We start from the raw sequence: 15,124 nt of genomic DNA, 5'->3' as shown, positions 1-15,124 counted from the left end.
TAAGTAGTTCTCTTAGTTTTATTGTATGCTTTTTTTTACCGTCTGGAACAAACGCCTACACTAGTTCATTCATAAGCTTATATAAACGATTAGCTGCGTCTGGTATACCTATTTTTAAAGATGCATTCTTCATTTCCTCAAGTCTTTTTTCGTCTAAAAGGATTGAATCTATATCTTGTACTAGTTGTTTTCCGTTCAACTCTTTTTCTAACCGTAATATTGCTGCGCCTTTATCACTCAAAGATCGCGCATTTTTTTCTTGATGATTATTCGTTACATAAGGACTAGGAATTAAAATACTTGGTAACCCTAGAGCAGTAAGTTCTGCCAACGTTGTTGCTCCAGCACGAGCGACTACTAAATCAACACCTGAAAGTACATCAGGCATATTATGAATAAAAGGTTTGATAACTACATTATCCGGGTTTCCAACATCCCTTACTTTATCTAAAACTGCATCATAATGAACCTCACCTGTTATATAAAGAAATTGATAATTTTTGTTTTTGACAAGTTCAAGAGCATCTAAAAAAGCATCATTTATTGGTCTTGCTCCCCTGCTGCCACCAACAAGTAACACTGATTTCTGAAAGCTATTAAGACCTACTGAAGTTCTTCCCTTCATACCATCCTTATTAAGGACTTCCGAAGCACGAGGATTACCAGTCAATACAACTTTTTTATCTGGAAAATACTGTTTTGCCTCTTCAAAGCAAACAGCTATTTTGTCTACGTACCGGCTTAAAAACTTATTTGTCAGACCTGGTACACTATTTTGTTCATGAATTATCGTTGGAATGTGTAATCTGGAAGCTGCATAAACCACAGGTCCACAAACATAACCTCCAGTTCCAATGACCACATCTGGTTTAAATTCTTTAATGTATTTCTTACTATCACTTACACCTTTAAAAAACCTGCTAACTGTTTTTACGTTATCAAATGACAATTTACGTTTAAAACCAGTTATATGTATTGTTTTAAAAGGTATTTTTTCTCTTTTTACGATACCGCTCTCCAGTCCATTCTCGGTACCTATATATAAAAATTCAGCTGATGGATTCAGTTTCTTTATTTCTTTCACTAATGCCAATGCAGGGTATATATGTCCTCCAGTACCTCCACCGCTTATTAAAATTCTCAAGGATACTCCTCCACTTCCCTTTGAAAGTCTTCATAGAAATATGAGAAACCCTGTTAATTAACAGGGTTTTTATCATAGTATAACATATATTCAACACTTTTTGGATTAATACCTTGCGTATCGACTTATATTCAATAGGACACCAACTGCCATCAGCATTAGAGTTAATGATGAGCCTCCGTAGCTTAAAAATGGAAGTGTTATCCCCGTAACCGGCATTAATCCTGTTACTACCCCAATATTTATAATTACTTGAATGGCAATCATTCCAATGATTCCAATCCCGAGGAAGCTTCCATATAAGTCTGGGGCGCCTAACGCAATCCGAACACCTCTCCATAACAAGATGCTAAACAAGATAATGACAAAAGAGCCACCAATAAAACCTAATTCCTCAGCTAAAATAGCAAAAATAAAATCTGTTTGAGGTTCAGGTAAATAAAAGAACTTCTGTCTACTTTGTCCTAATCCTAAACCGAATAGACCTCCTGGCCCAATTGCATACAAAGACTGGATAATTTGAAAACCAGTACCTAAAGGATCTTCCCATGGATTTAAGAAAGAAGTAATTCGTTTAATACGATATGGAGCTGAGAGAATTAAGCCTGCAAACCCGGCAACCCCTATTAATCCTAACACTACAAAATGTGCAATTCTTGCTCCTGATACATATATCATTACAATACAAGTTCCTACCATTACTGTACCTGTGCCTAAATCCGGTTGAAGCATTATCATTCCGAATGCTAGGAAAACAAGTGAAAGTGATGGCATTAAACCTTGTTTAAAGGATGTAATCTTTTTTTGATTCTCTGATAAAAACTTTGCGAGGAAGGCAATCATAGCTAACTTCATAAATTCTGAAGGTTGAATCGAGAAAGCACCTACACCAATCCAGCTTTGAGAACCATTTCGTTCCATTCCGATTCCAGGAATTAACACAAGAACTAGTAAAACAAAGCAAATGATAACGAGTACTTTTGCCCATGTTCTCCACGTCCAATAGTCTATATTCATAATGAAGAACATTGCAATAATTCCTACACCAGCAAATAATAATTGTCTTTTAGCAAAAAAGAATGAATCATCAAATTTATATGTAGCCCATACTGCACTGGCACTATACACCATTATTAATCCAACTGCTAAAAGAGTGAGTGTTGTAATAATTAAAATGATATCAGGAGTCGTTTTTTGGGTCACAATGAAAACACCTCTACATTCTAGATTCAGAGCTTATGGCAGACAATCAATGTGGCTTCTTAGGAGAGCCACCATAGACTCTTTTCTAGATTGTCCAAGCCCTTACTTAAGCTTATGCACGGCGTTTATAAAAATGTCTCCTCTTTCTTCAAATGTTTTATGTTGATCCCAGCTCGCACAGGCAGGCGATAATAAAATAATATCACCCTCATTTGAAAGTCCATAAGCTTCGTAAACCGCTGCTTCAACATTATCGACATGTTTAATTAAATCTATTCCCGCAAGTTTCCCCGCACGTTCTATCTTTTTCGCAGTTTGACCATAAACAACCAAAGCTTTAACATGTTTAAGCTGTTCAATAAGATCATCAAACTCATTACCTCTGTCAAGTCCGCCAGCTAGTAAAACAACCGGCTTTTCAAAGGCAGTAATCGCCTTTTGAGTAGCCAAAATATTAGTTGCTTTGGAGTCATTATAAAACTTTCGTCCTTTTACAGTTTTAATATACTGAAGACGATGTTTAACCCCGGTAAATTCTCCTAATACCTCTTGAATAGCAGAATTTGAAACTCTAACTAACTTTGCAACAGCTATTGCAGCAAGTATATTTTCTAAGTTATGAATTCCAGGTAGGACTATATCTTTAATATCAATTATTTTCTCATCACCAAAGTAAACAGCCTGGTTTTTAATGTAGGCTCCTTCTTCAATCGGTTGTGTAGTTGAAAAAGGAATCTTTTTAGCCTTACATCTCTCGGAAGCCTGCAATACTTCTTTATCATCAATATTAATTACACAAAAATCATTTTCGGTTTGGTTTTCAAAAATTCTTGCTTTAGCGTTAATATAATCTTGCTTCGTCCCATGGTAATCTAAATGTGCGTCAAAAATATTTAATAAAACCGCTATCCTCGGTGCAAATTCATCAATTCCCATTAATTGAAACGATGACAACTCCGTAACAATAATATTTTCTGCCTCGGCTTCTTTAGCAACCTCGCATGCAACCGTTCCAATATTTCCGGCTACCAATGGGTTTTTACTTCCTTTATTAAGCATTTCATATATAAGTGTTGTTGTTGTTGTTTTTCCATTTGAACCTGTGATCCCAATAAAATCAGCCGCTGAAATATGATAAGCCAGTTCAACTTCAGTTAATATCGGAATACCTTTTTCAATTGCCTTTATAAGCAAAGGATTGCTATATGGGATACCCGGGTTTTTAATGATAAAGTCAAAATGATCATCCAAAATTTCCATTGGATGACCTCCACATATTACCTTAATTCCCGCCTTTTGTAATTCCTGTGCCGGTTGGTTTTCCTCGAAAGGCTTTTGGTCGTTAACGGTAATGTACGATCCTAGCTCCTGTAAAACCTTTGCTGCAGCAAAACCGCTTTTTGCTAGTCCAATTATTAAAATATGCTTATTTGTAAACTTATGAGTATTTTTCAATTAAATCCACACCTCAATGTATATTCCTAGAATCGCACATAATAAACCAACAGTCCAAAACGTAACGACAACTCTCCATTCGGACCAGCCAACAAGCTCATAATGGTGATGAAGTGGACTCATTCTAAAGACACGTCTTCCTGTTGTTTTAAAAGAAATTACCTGAATAATAACAGATAAAGTCTCAATAACAAATACTCCACCTATTAAAATGAGTAGTATCTCGAGCTTTAACATGATTGCCACAGTTGCAATTGCGCCACCCAATGCTAGTGACCCTGTATCCCCCATAAAGACCTTCGCAGGATTCGCATTAAAGACCAAAAATCCTAGTACAGCTCCCACAACTGCTACGCAGAAGATAGCTACATCATACTGTGCTTGGTTCCAAGCTAATACAGCAAAAGCACCAAACGCAATAGCTGCCGTTCCTGACACCAGTCCATCTAACCCATCTGTTAAATTAACAGCGTTAGAGAACCCTACCAACCAAAAAATTAGAAAGAAAATATAGAAAAACTTAAGGTCAAAAACAAAATCCGTTCCAGGTACTGCAATTGCAGTAGAAAAGTCATTTTGTTTAAAAATAAAATAGAAGATAATAGCAATAACAATCTGTCCAAATAATTTTTGCTTAGAAGTTAAACCTAAATTTCTTTTTAATACTACCTTGATAAAATCGTCTAGAAAGCCTAGTATTCCAAATCCAACTGTAACCAGTAACAATAAGTATGTAGTAACAGTCAGTTCGTTCAATCGATTTGATACCAAGAATGTTGTTACAACGACTGAAAGTAAGATAATAATCCCACCCATAGTCGGGGTACCTGATTTTTTCTGGTGTGATTTAGGTCCTTCTTCCCTGATACTTTGTCCAAATTTCAATCTACGTAAGAAAGGGATAAAAATGGGAGAGAGCATAACACTAATTACAAAACCGATAATAATTGAATAAAGTACAACCTCTTCTATCATTTTTATCCCCTCCCTTCTTCAATCTCAGCTTGAATTGTTGTAAGTTTTACCAGCCCATTTTCAACTAATGGGGTATGTGCGTTTTGTTGTTCGTGTTTTTCATGAAAAAATTTTGTCATAATATCATACCTATTTTCTTCGATTTTTTTTATATACAGTTCAATTAAATGTGCAAATGCAAGTAGGGTGTCATCTACTAAGAATACAGGAAAATGATTCGGAAGAAAACGTGGTAATTTATCAACCTTTGGCCAAACTGCACCAACGGCTCCATTATATAAAGCTTTTTTTAAAGACTCTTCCCTATTTTCTGCATTTATTGAAACATATAAACTCTTTCTTACTTTGACAGAAGGTTCGGTAGTAACATATAAAAAACAAATGTTGTCATCCCTTATCCCACGAGTTTCGATTGAAATATAGCTAACATCATCATAAGAAAGCATTTATAACATCTCCTTAATTGCACGAGCTGCAACAAGGCGGTCATCAAATTCATAAGTTTGATTACCTATAATTTGATAGGATTCATGCCCTTTACCAGCAATGATAATTATATCACCCTTTACCGCTTTTGAAATAGCATATTTAATCGCTTTTTCTCTATCGGGGATAGTAAAAAATGATTCACCCTTGACCCCATTTTCCATATCCTCAAGAATTTGTATCGGATTTTCTAATCTCGGGTTGTCAGAAGTGAATATTGGAATATCAGCATATTTCGTTGCAATCTGAGCCATGATTGGCCGTTTGGAACGATCGCGATCTCCACCACAACCAACGACTAGTAGAATTTTTCCTTGTGAAAATTGTTTTACCGTATTAAGGACATTTTCTAAGCTGTCAGGAGTATGTGCATAATCTACAATAACAGTGTAATTCTGGCCTTGGTTAACAAGCTCAAAACGACCAGGAACTCCTTTTACTCTTTCAACTGCATTAACTATAGATTGCAGAGGAATACCTGAAACCACACATACAGCAATAGCAGCAAGTACATTATAAACACTAAATAATCCTACTAGATTCATAGTGATTTTATACTTCCCAACAGGTGTCTCTAGATCAAATGCTGTCCCTGCCGAATTCATTTCAATGTTTCTTGCCATAATATCACTGGTCTGATTAATACCATATGTAATAATGGTTGCGGCAGTGGACTTCAAATACTCCCTTGAGGCTTTATCATCTGCATTCAGAACAGCGAATTTAGGACGTTTATGCTCGAAACGATTCCCTAAACTTGCAAACAGTAGTCCCTTTACTCGCCGATATTCGTGCATTGATTGATGGTAATCTAAATGATCTTGGGTGAGATTCGAGAAGACTGCTATATCAAAGTCACAGCCATGTACTCGCCCAAGGTCTAATGCATGTGAAGAAACTTCCATTACTGCAGTTTCCACCTGTTCATCGACCATTTGTTTAAAAGATCTTTGTAGCAGAAGTGACTCCGGAGTTGTATTTACCATATCAATTCTACGATTTCCAATTTTCGTGTACATTGTACCAATTAAACCCGTTTTTCGACCTACAGACTGGAAAATTTGCTCGATTATATGTGTAATAGACGTTTTTCCGTTTGTCCCTGTTACACCAATTAAGTGCAATTTTTGAGTAGGATGATTGAAAAATGCATCAGCAAGTATTGCCATTACTCGTCTTGAATCTCTTACAATAATAACTGGAATTGTAACATCGAGATTTCTTTCAGCAATAATAGCTGCAGCACCATTGTCTACTGCTTGTTTTGAAAAAGCATGCCCGTCGAATGTGTTTCCCTTCACACAAAAGAATAAGCTTCCCTGTTTAACCTCTCTTGAATCCATTTCAAGAGAAGTAATCACTGGGTTTGCTGTCCCTTTTGCAGTAAAATCATGCAAGTTTGCTAACAAATCTTGTAATCTCATCATGATTTTTACCATATCCTCTCGAAAGATTCCCTCAAGCTTCACATTCAAAATAAAATATTACGATAGACTTTAAGTATTGTCTAGTCCCATATTACATATATTCAGGACCCGACTTAAATATTTTACCTTCTTAATAAAACACAATTCTCAAATAAAAATATTACCCTATATTAATGGTATTCGGTTTTATAGAAAAAAGAAGCCTAAAGGAGAATCCTTCAAGCTACTCACATTACTTTTTAGAATCTTCCTTACCTTGTCCGTCTCCTAAATGGATACGTAGGGTTGTTCCTTCTTCAACTCGTTCACCTGCATCAGGTGCCTGATCTACGACCACATTACCTTCTCCACTTATATCTAATTTTATATTTGTAAGTTGTTGTTGAAGTTCTTTTTTTGTTAGACCTATTACATTTGGAACCTCAACATATTTTTTATCAGTCCATAATCTCATTTCTTTTTCTATTTGATTCTTGCGTTTTTCAATTCCTAATAATGGCAAACTCTCTCGCATAATATCACCTACGATTGGCGCTGCAACAACCCCTCCAAACTGTACAGTGCCTTTAGGATTATCTACTGCAATATAAATAACAATTTGTGGATCATCTGCTGGCGCAAAGCCGATAAATGAAACAATATGGTTATTTTGAAGGTAGCCTCCGCCTTTTTTTGATTTTTGAGCTGTTCCGGTTTTTCCACCTACACGATATCCATCTACATAAGCTCCTCCACCTGATCCTTTTGCTACAACATTTTCAAGAGCATAGCGAACTTTTTCGGAAGTTTCCTCAGATATGATGTTTCGTTTTGCCTGTGGAGTATTTCTACTAACAACCTCACCAGTAGTTGGGTCAACCCATTCTTTGGCTACATACGGTGTATATAAAGTTCCTCCATTAACGGCAGCAGCCACTGCTGCAACCTGTTGAATAGGTGTTACCGCAACACCTTGACCAAAAGCAGTAGTTGCTAACTCAACAGGACCAACATTCTCCGGTTTAAATAGTATCCCTGTCCCTTCTCCTTGAAGGTCAATACCGGTTTTTTGACCGAAGCCGAAGTCCTTAACATATTTAAATAATGTATCTTTTCCTAATCTGTTTCCTAATTCAACAAATCCAGGGTTACAGGAGTTTTGGACTACTTCCAGGAAAGACTGATGACCGTGACCACCTCTTTTCCAGCACTTTAAGGTAGCACCTCCCACCTTAACGAAACCTGGATCAGTAAAATGATCTTTCTCTAAATCTACCTTACCTTCTTCTAATGAAGCTGCAAGAGTTATTATCTTAAATGTCGAACCAGGTTCATACGTACTCCATACCGGCAAATTACGGTTGTATACCTCCTGTGGAACATTACGGAAGTTGGCTGGATCAAAATCCGGTCTAGATGACATTCCTAATATTTCACCTGTGTTTGGATCCATTGCTATACCTATTATTCCGTCCGGATTATATTGTGCTTCAGCTATATCAAGTTTACTTTCTAAAATAGTTTGTATTCGGGTATCGATCGTTAAACGTAGATCTAAACCGTCTTTTGGTGCGGTATAATCGTCAGCGATATCCGGCATTCTTCGTCCCTTTGCGTCTGAATAAAACTGCACACTGCCTTTCTCACCTTTTAACTTCTCATCATAAATTGATTCAATTCCAGTTAACCCTTGATTATCAATACCTGCAAATCCTAATACATGAGAAAGATAGCTCCCGAATGGGTAATGACGTTTTGAATCTTCAGCTATGTATACACCTTTAATCCCTAGTGCACGTACTTCATTTGCTTTTTCATGGGATATCTTTCTACCTTCAGGATTGATATAGACCTTTGATTCATTTTCTGTTAATTTTTTATAGGCCTTTTCCTTTGACATATTTAAAACTGCAGCTAATTTTTCAGCCGCATCAGCAGGATTCTCGATTTGTCTAGGTACAACTAATACTGTTGGAGCACTCTGGTTTGTAGCGAGTTCCACATCATTACGATCGAGAATTTTCCCTCGCTCAGGCTCAAAAGGAATATCGCGACTCCATGAATCTTTTGCAAGATCCGTCAGTTTTTCTCCAACAAAAAACTGCACATACCCTAAACGGACATCAATAATCAGAAATAGCAAAAAACCAATAAATAATACAATTGACAATCTTTTACGTACAGTTACATTTGAGACTCGCATATAATAGAACCTCCCGATAAATACATAACCGCCAAAGTAACAACACAGAATCTGTTGTATAGGCTCGTCTAAATATATGCTTGTACAGTTTATAATAGAACGCTGAACGTGGTTATTCCTCCTGAGAGATATTATATATAAGGTTATTTAATAGAAGTTGGAAGTATTAATTGATACATTTCTTCTTACCCACTCATATCAGATTCACTGCGTGAACGGGTGCGTTTCTTCTCTTTCTTACCCACTCATATCAGATTAGCTGCGTGAACGGATGCGTTACTTCTCTTTCTTACCCACTCATATCAGTTTAGTTTCGTTAGTGGGTATGTTTTGAAACGTAGCCACTATATAGAAAAAAGAACTGAGGAATTCCTCAGTTCTTACTCACTTTCTTCTTCTGTTTCTTCATTATATTCCAAATCACTAGGTGCTTCTTGTTTTTTCGTGTTAGGTGGTTCCAAAGTTACTTTAACTGTATCACCTTTTTTTAAGATGGATCCAGGAGGCAGATTTTGCTCAACAACATATCCGCTACCTTCATACGATACCGTAATACCAAGTAAATCTCCAAGCCTCATCACATCTCTTAGTGACCAACCAACAACATCCGGTAGTGTAGCTTCATTATCAGTCAGGAGGATAAATTGTTCACCAGGAAGGATTTTTTCTCCTTGTCTAGGACTCTGATTGACAATTTTTTTACCATTACCAACAATTACTCCTTTATGATGCTTTTCCTCAAGAGTCTTTTTAGCAACATCGACTGATTTATCAATATATGAATCTACATCTAGTTCATTATCTATATTCGGATTTGACTCAGTTTTTTCCTCGATTGGTTGAATGTTTAAATATTGAAGACTATTTTTCATTACATGATTGAAAATGAGCGAGACCGGATCTGAACCAATTTCAACTTCATTTAGCTTTGGTTTTTTAACAGCAATATAAACAATCAACTTAGGGTTATCCTTGGGAGCAATCCCCATAAAGGAATAGAAATAATTGCCCCCACCGTATAAATAACCACCATTTTCAAAAATCTCAGCAGTACCTGTCTTTCCAGCAACTTGATAACCTTCTAGATTATAAGGTTTTCCTGTCCCTTCCGTAACAACTCTCTCTAACAGATTTAAAACTTTACTTGCTGTGTCCGCAGAGATCGGTTCACCTGAGATTTTCGATTTATGATCTTCTATAATTTCACCTGTGTCTGGATCAACAATTTTATCAATTACATAAGGTTTCATCATTTTTCCGCCATTTGCAATAGCTGTTGCAGCTTGTATTTGCTGAATTGGCGTAACAGATGAAGCTTGGCCAAATGCTGTAGCAACTTGATCATACTCATATTTGAAGTTTATTTTATTTTCAACTTCTCCTGCTATATCAATTCCTGTTGGTTTATCTAAACCAAATCGACTAATATATTGTAATAGTTTTTCAGTACCTAACTGTTCCTTAGCAATTTTAGCAAAACCAACGTTGGAGGATTTGAGTACACCATCGTCATAAGTAATTGTACCCCAACCACCACGCTTATGGTCCCGGATAATATCTGGTCCAACTGCATAACTACCTGATAAATAACTTGCATTACCATCATAAACTCCTTCTTCAATGGCAGCAGCAAGGGTAAATATTTTCATAGTTGACCCCGGTTCAAAAGGATATGCAATTGCATCATTTAAGAAGTTTTCTATATTTCTAACATTTGGATCAAAGCTGGGTCTTGTTGACATTGCTAATATTTCGCCGGTCTTAGGGTTTGCTACTATTCCAATTATCTTTTCCGGCTCATATTCCTTTACAGCTGTATTCATCGCGTCTTCTAAAAAGGTTTGAATTGTCTGGTCAATTGTTAAATAAATGTCGTTCCCATTGTCTGGTGGCACAATTTGTTCCTTTGCGTCCGGCAGCTTGTACCCCTTTTTATCACTTTGAAACGTCATCCGCCCCGGGGTTTCCTTAAGTGTATCATTCATACTTTTCTCAATACCCAACATACCAACTGTTTCTGTTTTTGAATCATCTTCAGAGTTTGGTACTTTTTGTGCATATCCAACTAAATGTGATGCGAAAGTACCATTAGGATAGTGCCGCTTCAACTCTCTTCTAAAGCCGATCCCTGGCAATTCTAAAGCCTCTATTTCTAATTTAAGCTGTTGACTAATATCTCTTCCGTAGGACCCAAACTCAACTTGTTTTTTATCTCTTGTTATAATTTCATAAAGTTCTGTTTCGTCCATTTTAAGTAATGGAGCAAGCTTTCGTGCAGTCTCATCTGGATTAACCACATGCTTTGGCTGATCTTCGTCAACGGTTAATTCTTCGTCAAGGATTGCAACAACTGTATATGAAGATGTATCTTCTGCAATCGGCTTACCGTTCCGATCGTATATGGAACCTCTTACAGCTTCTATTTCTCGCTGCTTTGTGTACTTTTCTTCCGCAATAGCAGCTAAAACAACGCCATCAACCTTACCTGTAGATTGAATTTGAATAAACCTTCCGATTAATACAAAAAAGAGCAAAGCAAAAAATACACTGATTATTGCTGCTCCTCTGTTAATATTTTGATTTTTGATTTTCATACTAGTTACCCTGTACTACTTTTACATTATTTTCATTTAATACTAAACCAAGTTCTCTTGCTTTTTCCCAAAGTCTTTCATACTTGCTCAATTCTTGAACTTGAACGTATAAGTCACTGTTTAGTTTTGTTTGGTCATTAATCGTAGACTCCATTTGTTGAATCTCAATATTTGTTTTATAGACAGATACTTGATTAGAAATGATTACAATGGACGCAAATACTATAGCTACAGCAAAGATCAGCCCTAATAATTTTTCACCTAATGTAAATTTAGATTTTTTTGTAGTAACAGGTCTAGTCTTTGGTGCTTGATTCGGTTGGTATTGTTCGTTCTGTCTGACTTTGTATGCTAAGTTACCCATCATATCCCTCCTTGAAGTATCTTCTCTATTATAATTTTTCAGCAATACGTAGTTTTGCAGATCTTGCCCTTTTATTGGCTTCAATTTCTTCCTCTGATGGTAATATCGGTTTTCTTGTAATAAGTTTTAATGTTGGTTTATATTCGTCTGGTATAATCGGCAGTCCAGGCGGTAGTGGTGGACCTTCGCTCGCCTTTTTAAAGACAACTTTACAAATTCGGTCCTCAAGAGAATGGAAAGTAATAACACTTACTCGTCCTCCCGGAGCTAGAAGATCAATCGATTGGTTAATGGCATTTTCAAATACCTTTAACTCATCGTTTACTGCAATTCGAATTGCTTGGAAGATTCTTTTTGCCGGGTGTCCGCCAGTTCTTCTGGCTGCAGCAGGAATTCCTTCCTTAATTAGTTCTACTAACTCGCCTGTTGTTTCAATCGGTTTATTTTCTCGAGCTGCTTCAATTTTCCTTGCAATCTGCTTAGAAAACTTTTCTTCTCCGTATTGGAAAAAGATTCTCACCATTTGTTCATACGACCAATGGTTTACAACATCATAAGCAGATAATGTTGAATCCTGATCCATCCTCATATCTAGGGGAGCATCATGATGGTAACTAAACCCCCGTTCAGGTGTATCTAATTGTGGAGAAGAAACACCTAGGTCAAATAGAATTCCATCTACAGCTGTGATACCTTGTTCATTTAATTTTTCGGTTATATGAGCAAAATTACTCTTAATAATTGTTACAATGTCACCATATATCGAGAGCTTGTCCCATGCATTTTTTATAGCAGTATCATCTTGGTCAAAAGCAAAAAGCTTTCCCTTATTTGATAGTTTTGATGCTATGTAAGAACTATGTCCAGCCCCACCTAGTGTACAATCTACGTAAATTCCATCAGGATTAATATTTAATCCATCAGCAGCCTCTTCTAAAAGAACAGTCTTATGTTGAAACATGCTAGCACCTCTTATCATCTTCTGTATTCTTCACTATTATCTTTAACATAGAAGATAATTATATATCAAAACCGATCATATTTTCAGCGATATCTGAAAAAGATTCCTCGGAAGCAGCAAAATATTCCTCCCACTTGTCCTTACTCCAGATTTCTATACGGTTTGATACACCTAGCACAACACACTCTTTTTCAAGTCCGGCGTAAGAAAGTAAAGGTGATGCAATATTAACACGGCCTTGCTTGTCTAATTCGCATTCTATCGCCCCTGAGAAGAAGAATCTCGTAAAAGCTCGGGCATCTTTTTTTGTTAGTGGGAGAGTTTTTAATTTTTCCTCTAGTATTTTCCATTCAGATAGTGGGTAACCAAACAAACATTGATCCAAGCCTCTAGTTAAAACAAACGTTTCCCCTAGATCATCCCTGAATTTAGCAGGTACTATCATTCGGCCTTTGGCATCAACGCTATGATGGTATTCTCCCATGAACATATCTGTTATCCCCACTTTCTGTATTTATCTTACCACAATCCCCCACTTTTCACCACCAAAAATTTATAATATTTTACCAAATAGAAAAAAGCCCTCAAAAATGAGGACTTTTTGGTTTCTTATATTCAGAATTATAGCTTTATTACTTTGTGATTCCAGTTAAATTTATATTCTAGATTTAGTAAATCCACCACAAAGTTGGTGCCATACTTATTTAAATAGTAAAAAATATTCCAGATTCTCTCTTGTGGTGCACCTAATGGAATAAGCGAAGTCTCAATCCTGTCGTATTTTTTAATCTCAACTTCATTTTTATGTAAGAATCTTCTATTAATAGTCATTTGCAAAAAGTCAAATTGTGATTGAATTAAGTCTGCATTTTTTACAAGTAATTCTGACAAGCCTTGATCAATGTTTAAAGCAGCCATACGAATCTTTTTATGAATTTGCTCAACTTCTTTTTTTGCATCCGCAATTAAATGTTCCACATCACCAGTATGGTTGTTTAACCAGTTACTTTTTACTTTTGCTAGTTCTCCTGTTAAAGCTCCCTCTATTGTTAAGCCCAAATCTCCTATCGTACTTTCAATTGGTCTTTCCAATAGTGTTATCATGAGCCTAGGTACAACTGGCGGCATTTTAATGCCCATAACAGAGAATACTTGTTTAAGTTCAGCCCAATAAGAAATCTCACCTGGCCCTGATATAAAAGCAAGTGTTGGGAATAAGAGTTCCTGCATAACTGGTCGTGTAACAACATTGTTACTTAGTTGTTCCGGGTTTTCAGCAGCAATTTGAAGTATCTCTTCTGTACACAAAATACATTCATTATTTTTACCGCTAAATACATCATGTTCCTTGTTATACTCCAGTAATACCCTCTCACCATTTAAGTGATAAAAAATGTTTGCAGAGTTCTCGTTCATATCAATCGTTTTTGGATATTGGCATTTTGAGATCTTTTCCTGTTGGCTAATCAATGCATCATGGATCTCTTTATTTTTCTCAATCAGCGTTTTAAAATTGGTTTGCTCCAGATTTCTAATTTGAGATGAGCCTGAATCCACTAAAACAAGACCAGTTTCTCCAAACAAGTCATTTATAATTTGAATGAAGAAATCTACATACGTTTGAGAGTTTTCAATATAAGTCGTTAGTCGATGAAGCAGTTCATTTGTATAATTTGTTTCACCGAAGGTTTCAAATATACTTTCCACCCATGCCGATAGATGTTCTTTTTCCAAGTTAATCGAAGAAACCATTGATTTTCCAATATGTCGCTGTGGTACTGCCTTCTTACTAATGCCTTTATTTGGATCGTTTATGTACACATGATTAATTTCTGCAAAATCATGGTCTTCTCCCGCAATCCAAAACACAGGAATGACTGGTATCTGTAATTTTTCTTCTTGCTCTTTTGCAAGCTTAATAATTGAAATAATCTTATGTATGCTATATAAAGGGCCGGTTAATACTCCAGCCTGTTGGCCACCAATAACTACGACACTCGCAGGGTCTTCTAGTTTATGAATATTATCAATTGTGTTTTGATGATAATTAAACCTTTTATTAAACGATAATAATTGATTAACCAGCTTCTCCCGGTCAAACAATCTCTTAGCTAAGTCGTTTTTTCTAACTTCATAAACAATGGGAGAATGTATGTCATAGTCAAAAAAACTTGATGTATCCATTTTATTAGAAATATAATCATTTACCAACCGATTTGAAGATGGCAAAAAGAGATCAACAACCTCCATAAATATAAGTTCTTCCTTTCTTAATCCATTATGTTATCTTAGTTGAGTATAGCACGCTTTATCTACAATCCAAAAACATTCGC

Annotated in this window: 12 protein-coding genes; all 12 read right to left on the bottom strand. The window is 36.2% G+C overall.

What is annotated here, in order from left to right:
* Positions 1-55: 55 nt before the first annotated feature.
* Complete coding sequence (gene murG, locus AB3M96_RS01685; RefSeq protein ID WP_412965818.1) at positions 56-1,144, bottom strand: undecaprenyldiphospho-muramoylpentapeptide beta-N-acetylglucosaminyltransferase; 1,089 nt, start codon at positions 1,142-1,144, stop codon at positions 56-58.
* A 105-nt stretch (positions 1,145-1,249) separates the two neighbouring features.
* The gene (spoVE, locus tag AB3M96_RS01680) at positions 1,250-2,350 is read right to left on the bottom strand and encodes a stage V sporulation protein E (protein ID WP_412965887.1); all 1,101 of its coding nucleotides are present in this window, start codon (positions 2,348-2,350) and stop codon (positions 1,250-1,252) included.
* Positions 2,351-2,449: 99 nt separating this feature from the next.
* A complete protein-coding gene (murD, locus tag AB3M96_RS01675; protein ID WP_412965817.1) occupies positions 2,450-3,802 on the bottom strand; it encodes a UDP-N-acetylmuramoyl-L-alanine--D-glutamate ligase in 1,353 nt (450 codons plus the stop codon).
* Positions 3,803-4,777, bottom strand: a complete 975-nt coding sequence (gene mraY / locus AB3M96_RS01670) for a phospho-N-acetylmuramoyl-pentapeptide-transferase (protein ID WP_412965816.1) — start codon at positions 4,775-4,777, stop codon at positions 3,803-3,805. It abuts the gene before it with no gap.
* A 2-nt stretch (positions 4,778-4,779) separates the two neighbouring features.
* Positions 4,780-5,223, bottom strand: coding sequence for a hypothetical protein (locus AB3M96_RS01665; RefSeq protein ID WP_412965815.1), 444 nt, complete (start codon positions 5,221-5,223; stop codon positions 4,780-4,782).
* Positions 5,224-6,687, bottom strand: a complete 1,464-nt coding sequence (locus AB3M96_RS01660) for a UDP-N-acetylmuramoyl-L-alanyl-D-glutamate--2,6-diaminopimelate ligase (protein WP_412965886.1) — start codon at positions 6,685-6,687, stop codon at positions 5,224-5,226. It lies immediately after the preceding gene.
* A gap of 235 nt (positions 6,688-6,922) precedes the next feature.
* The gene (locus AB3M96_RS01655) at positions 6,923-8,872 is read right to left on the bottom strand and encodes a stage V sporulation protein D (protein WP_412965814.1); all 1,950 of its coding nucleotides are present in this window, start codon (positions 8,870-8,872) and stop codon (positions 6,923-6,925) included.
* 380 nt (positions 8,873-9,252) lie between these two features.
* Positions 9,253-11,466 carry a penicillin-binding protein gene (locus AB3M96_RS01650; protein ID WP_412965813.1) on the bottom strand — a complete coding sequence of 738 codons (2,214 nt, stop codon included), beginning with the start codon at positions 11,464-11,466 and terminating at the stop codon, positions 9,253-9,255.
* Between the two features lies 1 nt (position 11,467).
* Positions 11,468-11,830, bottom strand: coding sequence for a cell division protein FtsL (gene ftsL, locus AB3M96_RS01645; protein ID WP_412965812.1), 363 nt, complete (start codon positions 11,828-11,830; stop codon positions 11,468-11,470).
* A 28-nt stretch (positions 11,831-11,858) separates the two neighbouring features.
* Positions 11,859-12,791 carry a 16S rRNA (cytosine(1402)-N(4))-methyltransferase RsmH gene (gene rsmH / locus AB3M96_RS01640; RefSeq protein ID WP_412965811.1) on the bottom strand — a complete coding sequence of 311 codons (933 nt, stop codon included), beginning with the start codon at positions 12,789-12,791 and terminating at the stop codon, positions 11,859-11,861.
* Positions 12,792-12,849: 58 nt separating this feature from the next.
* Positions 12,850-13,281 carry a division/cell wall cluster transcriptional repressor MraZ gene (mraZ, locus tag AB3M96_RS01635; protein WP_412965885.1) on the bottom strand — a complete coding sequence of 144 codons (432 nt, stop codon included), beginning with the start codon at positions 13,279-13,281 and terminating at the stop codon, positions 12,850-12,852.
* A gap of 131 nt (positions 13,282-13,412) precedes the next feature.
* Positions 13,413-15,041 carry a bacillithiol biosynthesis cysteine-adding enzyme BshC gene (bshC, locus tag AB3M96_RS01630; protein WP_412965810.1) on the bottom strand — a complete coding sequence of 543 codons (1,629 nt, stop codon included), beginning with the start codon at positions 15,039-15,041 and terminating at the stop codon, positions 13,413-13,415.
* Positions 15,042-15,124 lie beyond the last annotated feature (83 nt).

The organism is Ferdinandcohnia jepli (assembly GCF_047246645.1).
In the GTDB taxonomy this organism is placed as follows: domain Bacteria; phylum Bacillota; class Bacilli; order Bacillales; family Bacillaceae_L; genus Ferdinandcohnia.
This window is presented reverse-complemented; position numbering and strand designations above follow the sequence as displayed.

Bases quoted from the DNA above. Each gene is read 5' to 3' on its own strand.
- mraY (WP_412965816.1), bottom strand. From the start codon at position 4,777: ATGATAGAAGAGGTTGTACTTTATTCAATTATTATCGGTTTTGTAATT.
- AB3M96_RS01665 (WP_412965815.1), bottom strand. From the start codon at position 5,223: ATGCTTTCTTATGATGATGTTAGCTATATTTCAATCGAAACTCGTGGG.
- AB3M96_RS01660 (WP_412965886.1), bottom strand. From the start codon at position 6,687: ATGAGATTACAAGATTTGTTAGCAAACTTGCATGATTTTACTGCAAAA.
- AB3M96_RS01655 (WP_412965814.1), bottom strand. From the start codon at position 8,872: ATGCGAGTCTCAAATGTAACTGTACGTAAAAGATTGTCAATTGTATTA.
- AB3M96_RS01650 (WP_412965813.1), bottom strand. From the start codon at position 11,466: ATGAAAATCAAAAATCAAAATATTAACAGAGGAGCAGCAATAATCAGT.
- ftsL (WP_412965812.1), bottom strand. From the start codon at position 11,830: ATGGGTAACTTAGCATACAAAGTCAGACAGAACGAACAATACCAACCG.
- rsmH (WP_412965811.1), bottom strand. From the start codon at position 12,791: ATGTTTCAACATAAGACTGTTCTTTTAGAAGAGGCTGCTGATGGATTA.
- mraZ (WP_412965885.1), bottom strand. From the start codon at position 13,281: ATGTTCATGGGAGAATACCATCATAGCGTTGATGCCAAAGGCCGAATG.
- bshC (WP_412965810.1), bottom strand. From the start codon at position 15,041: ATGGAGGTTGTTGATCTCTTTTTGCCATCTTCAAATCGGTTGGTAAAT.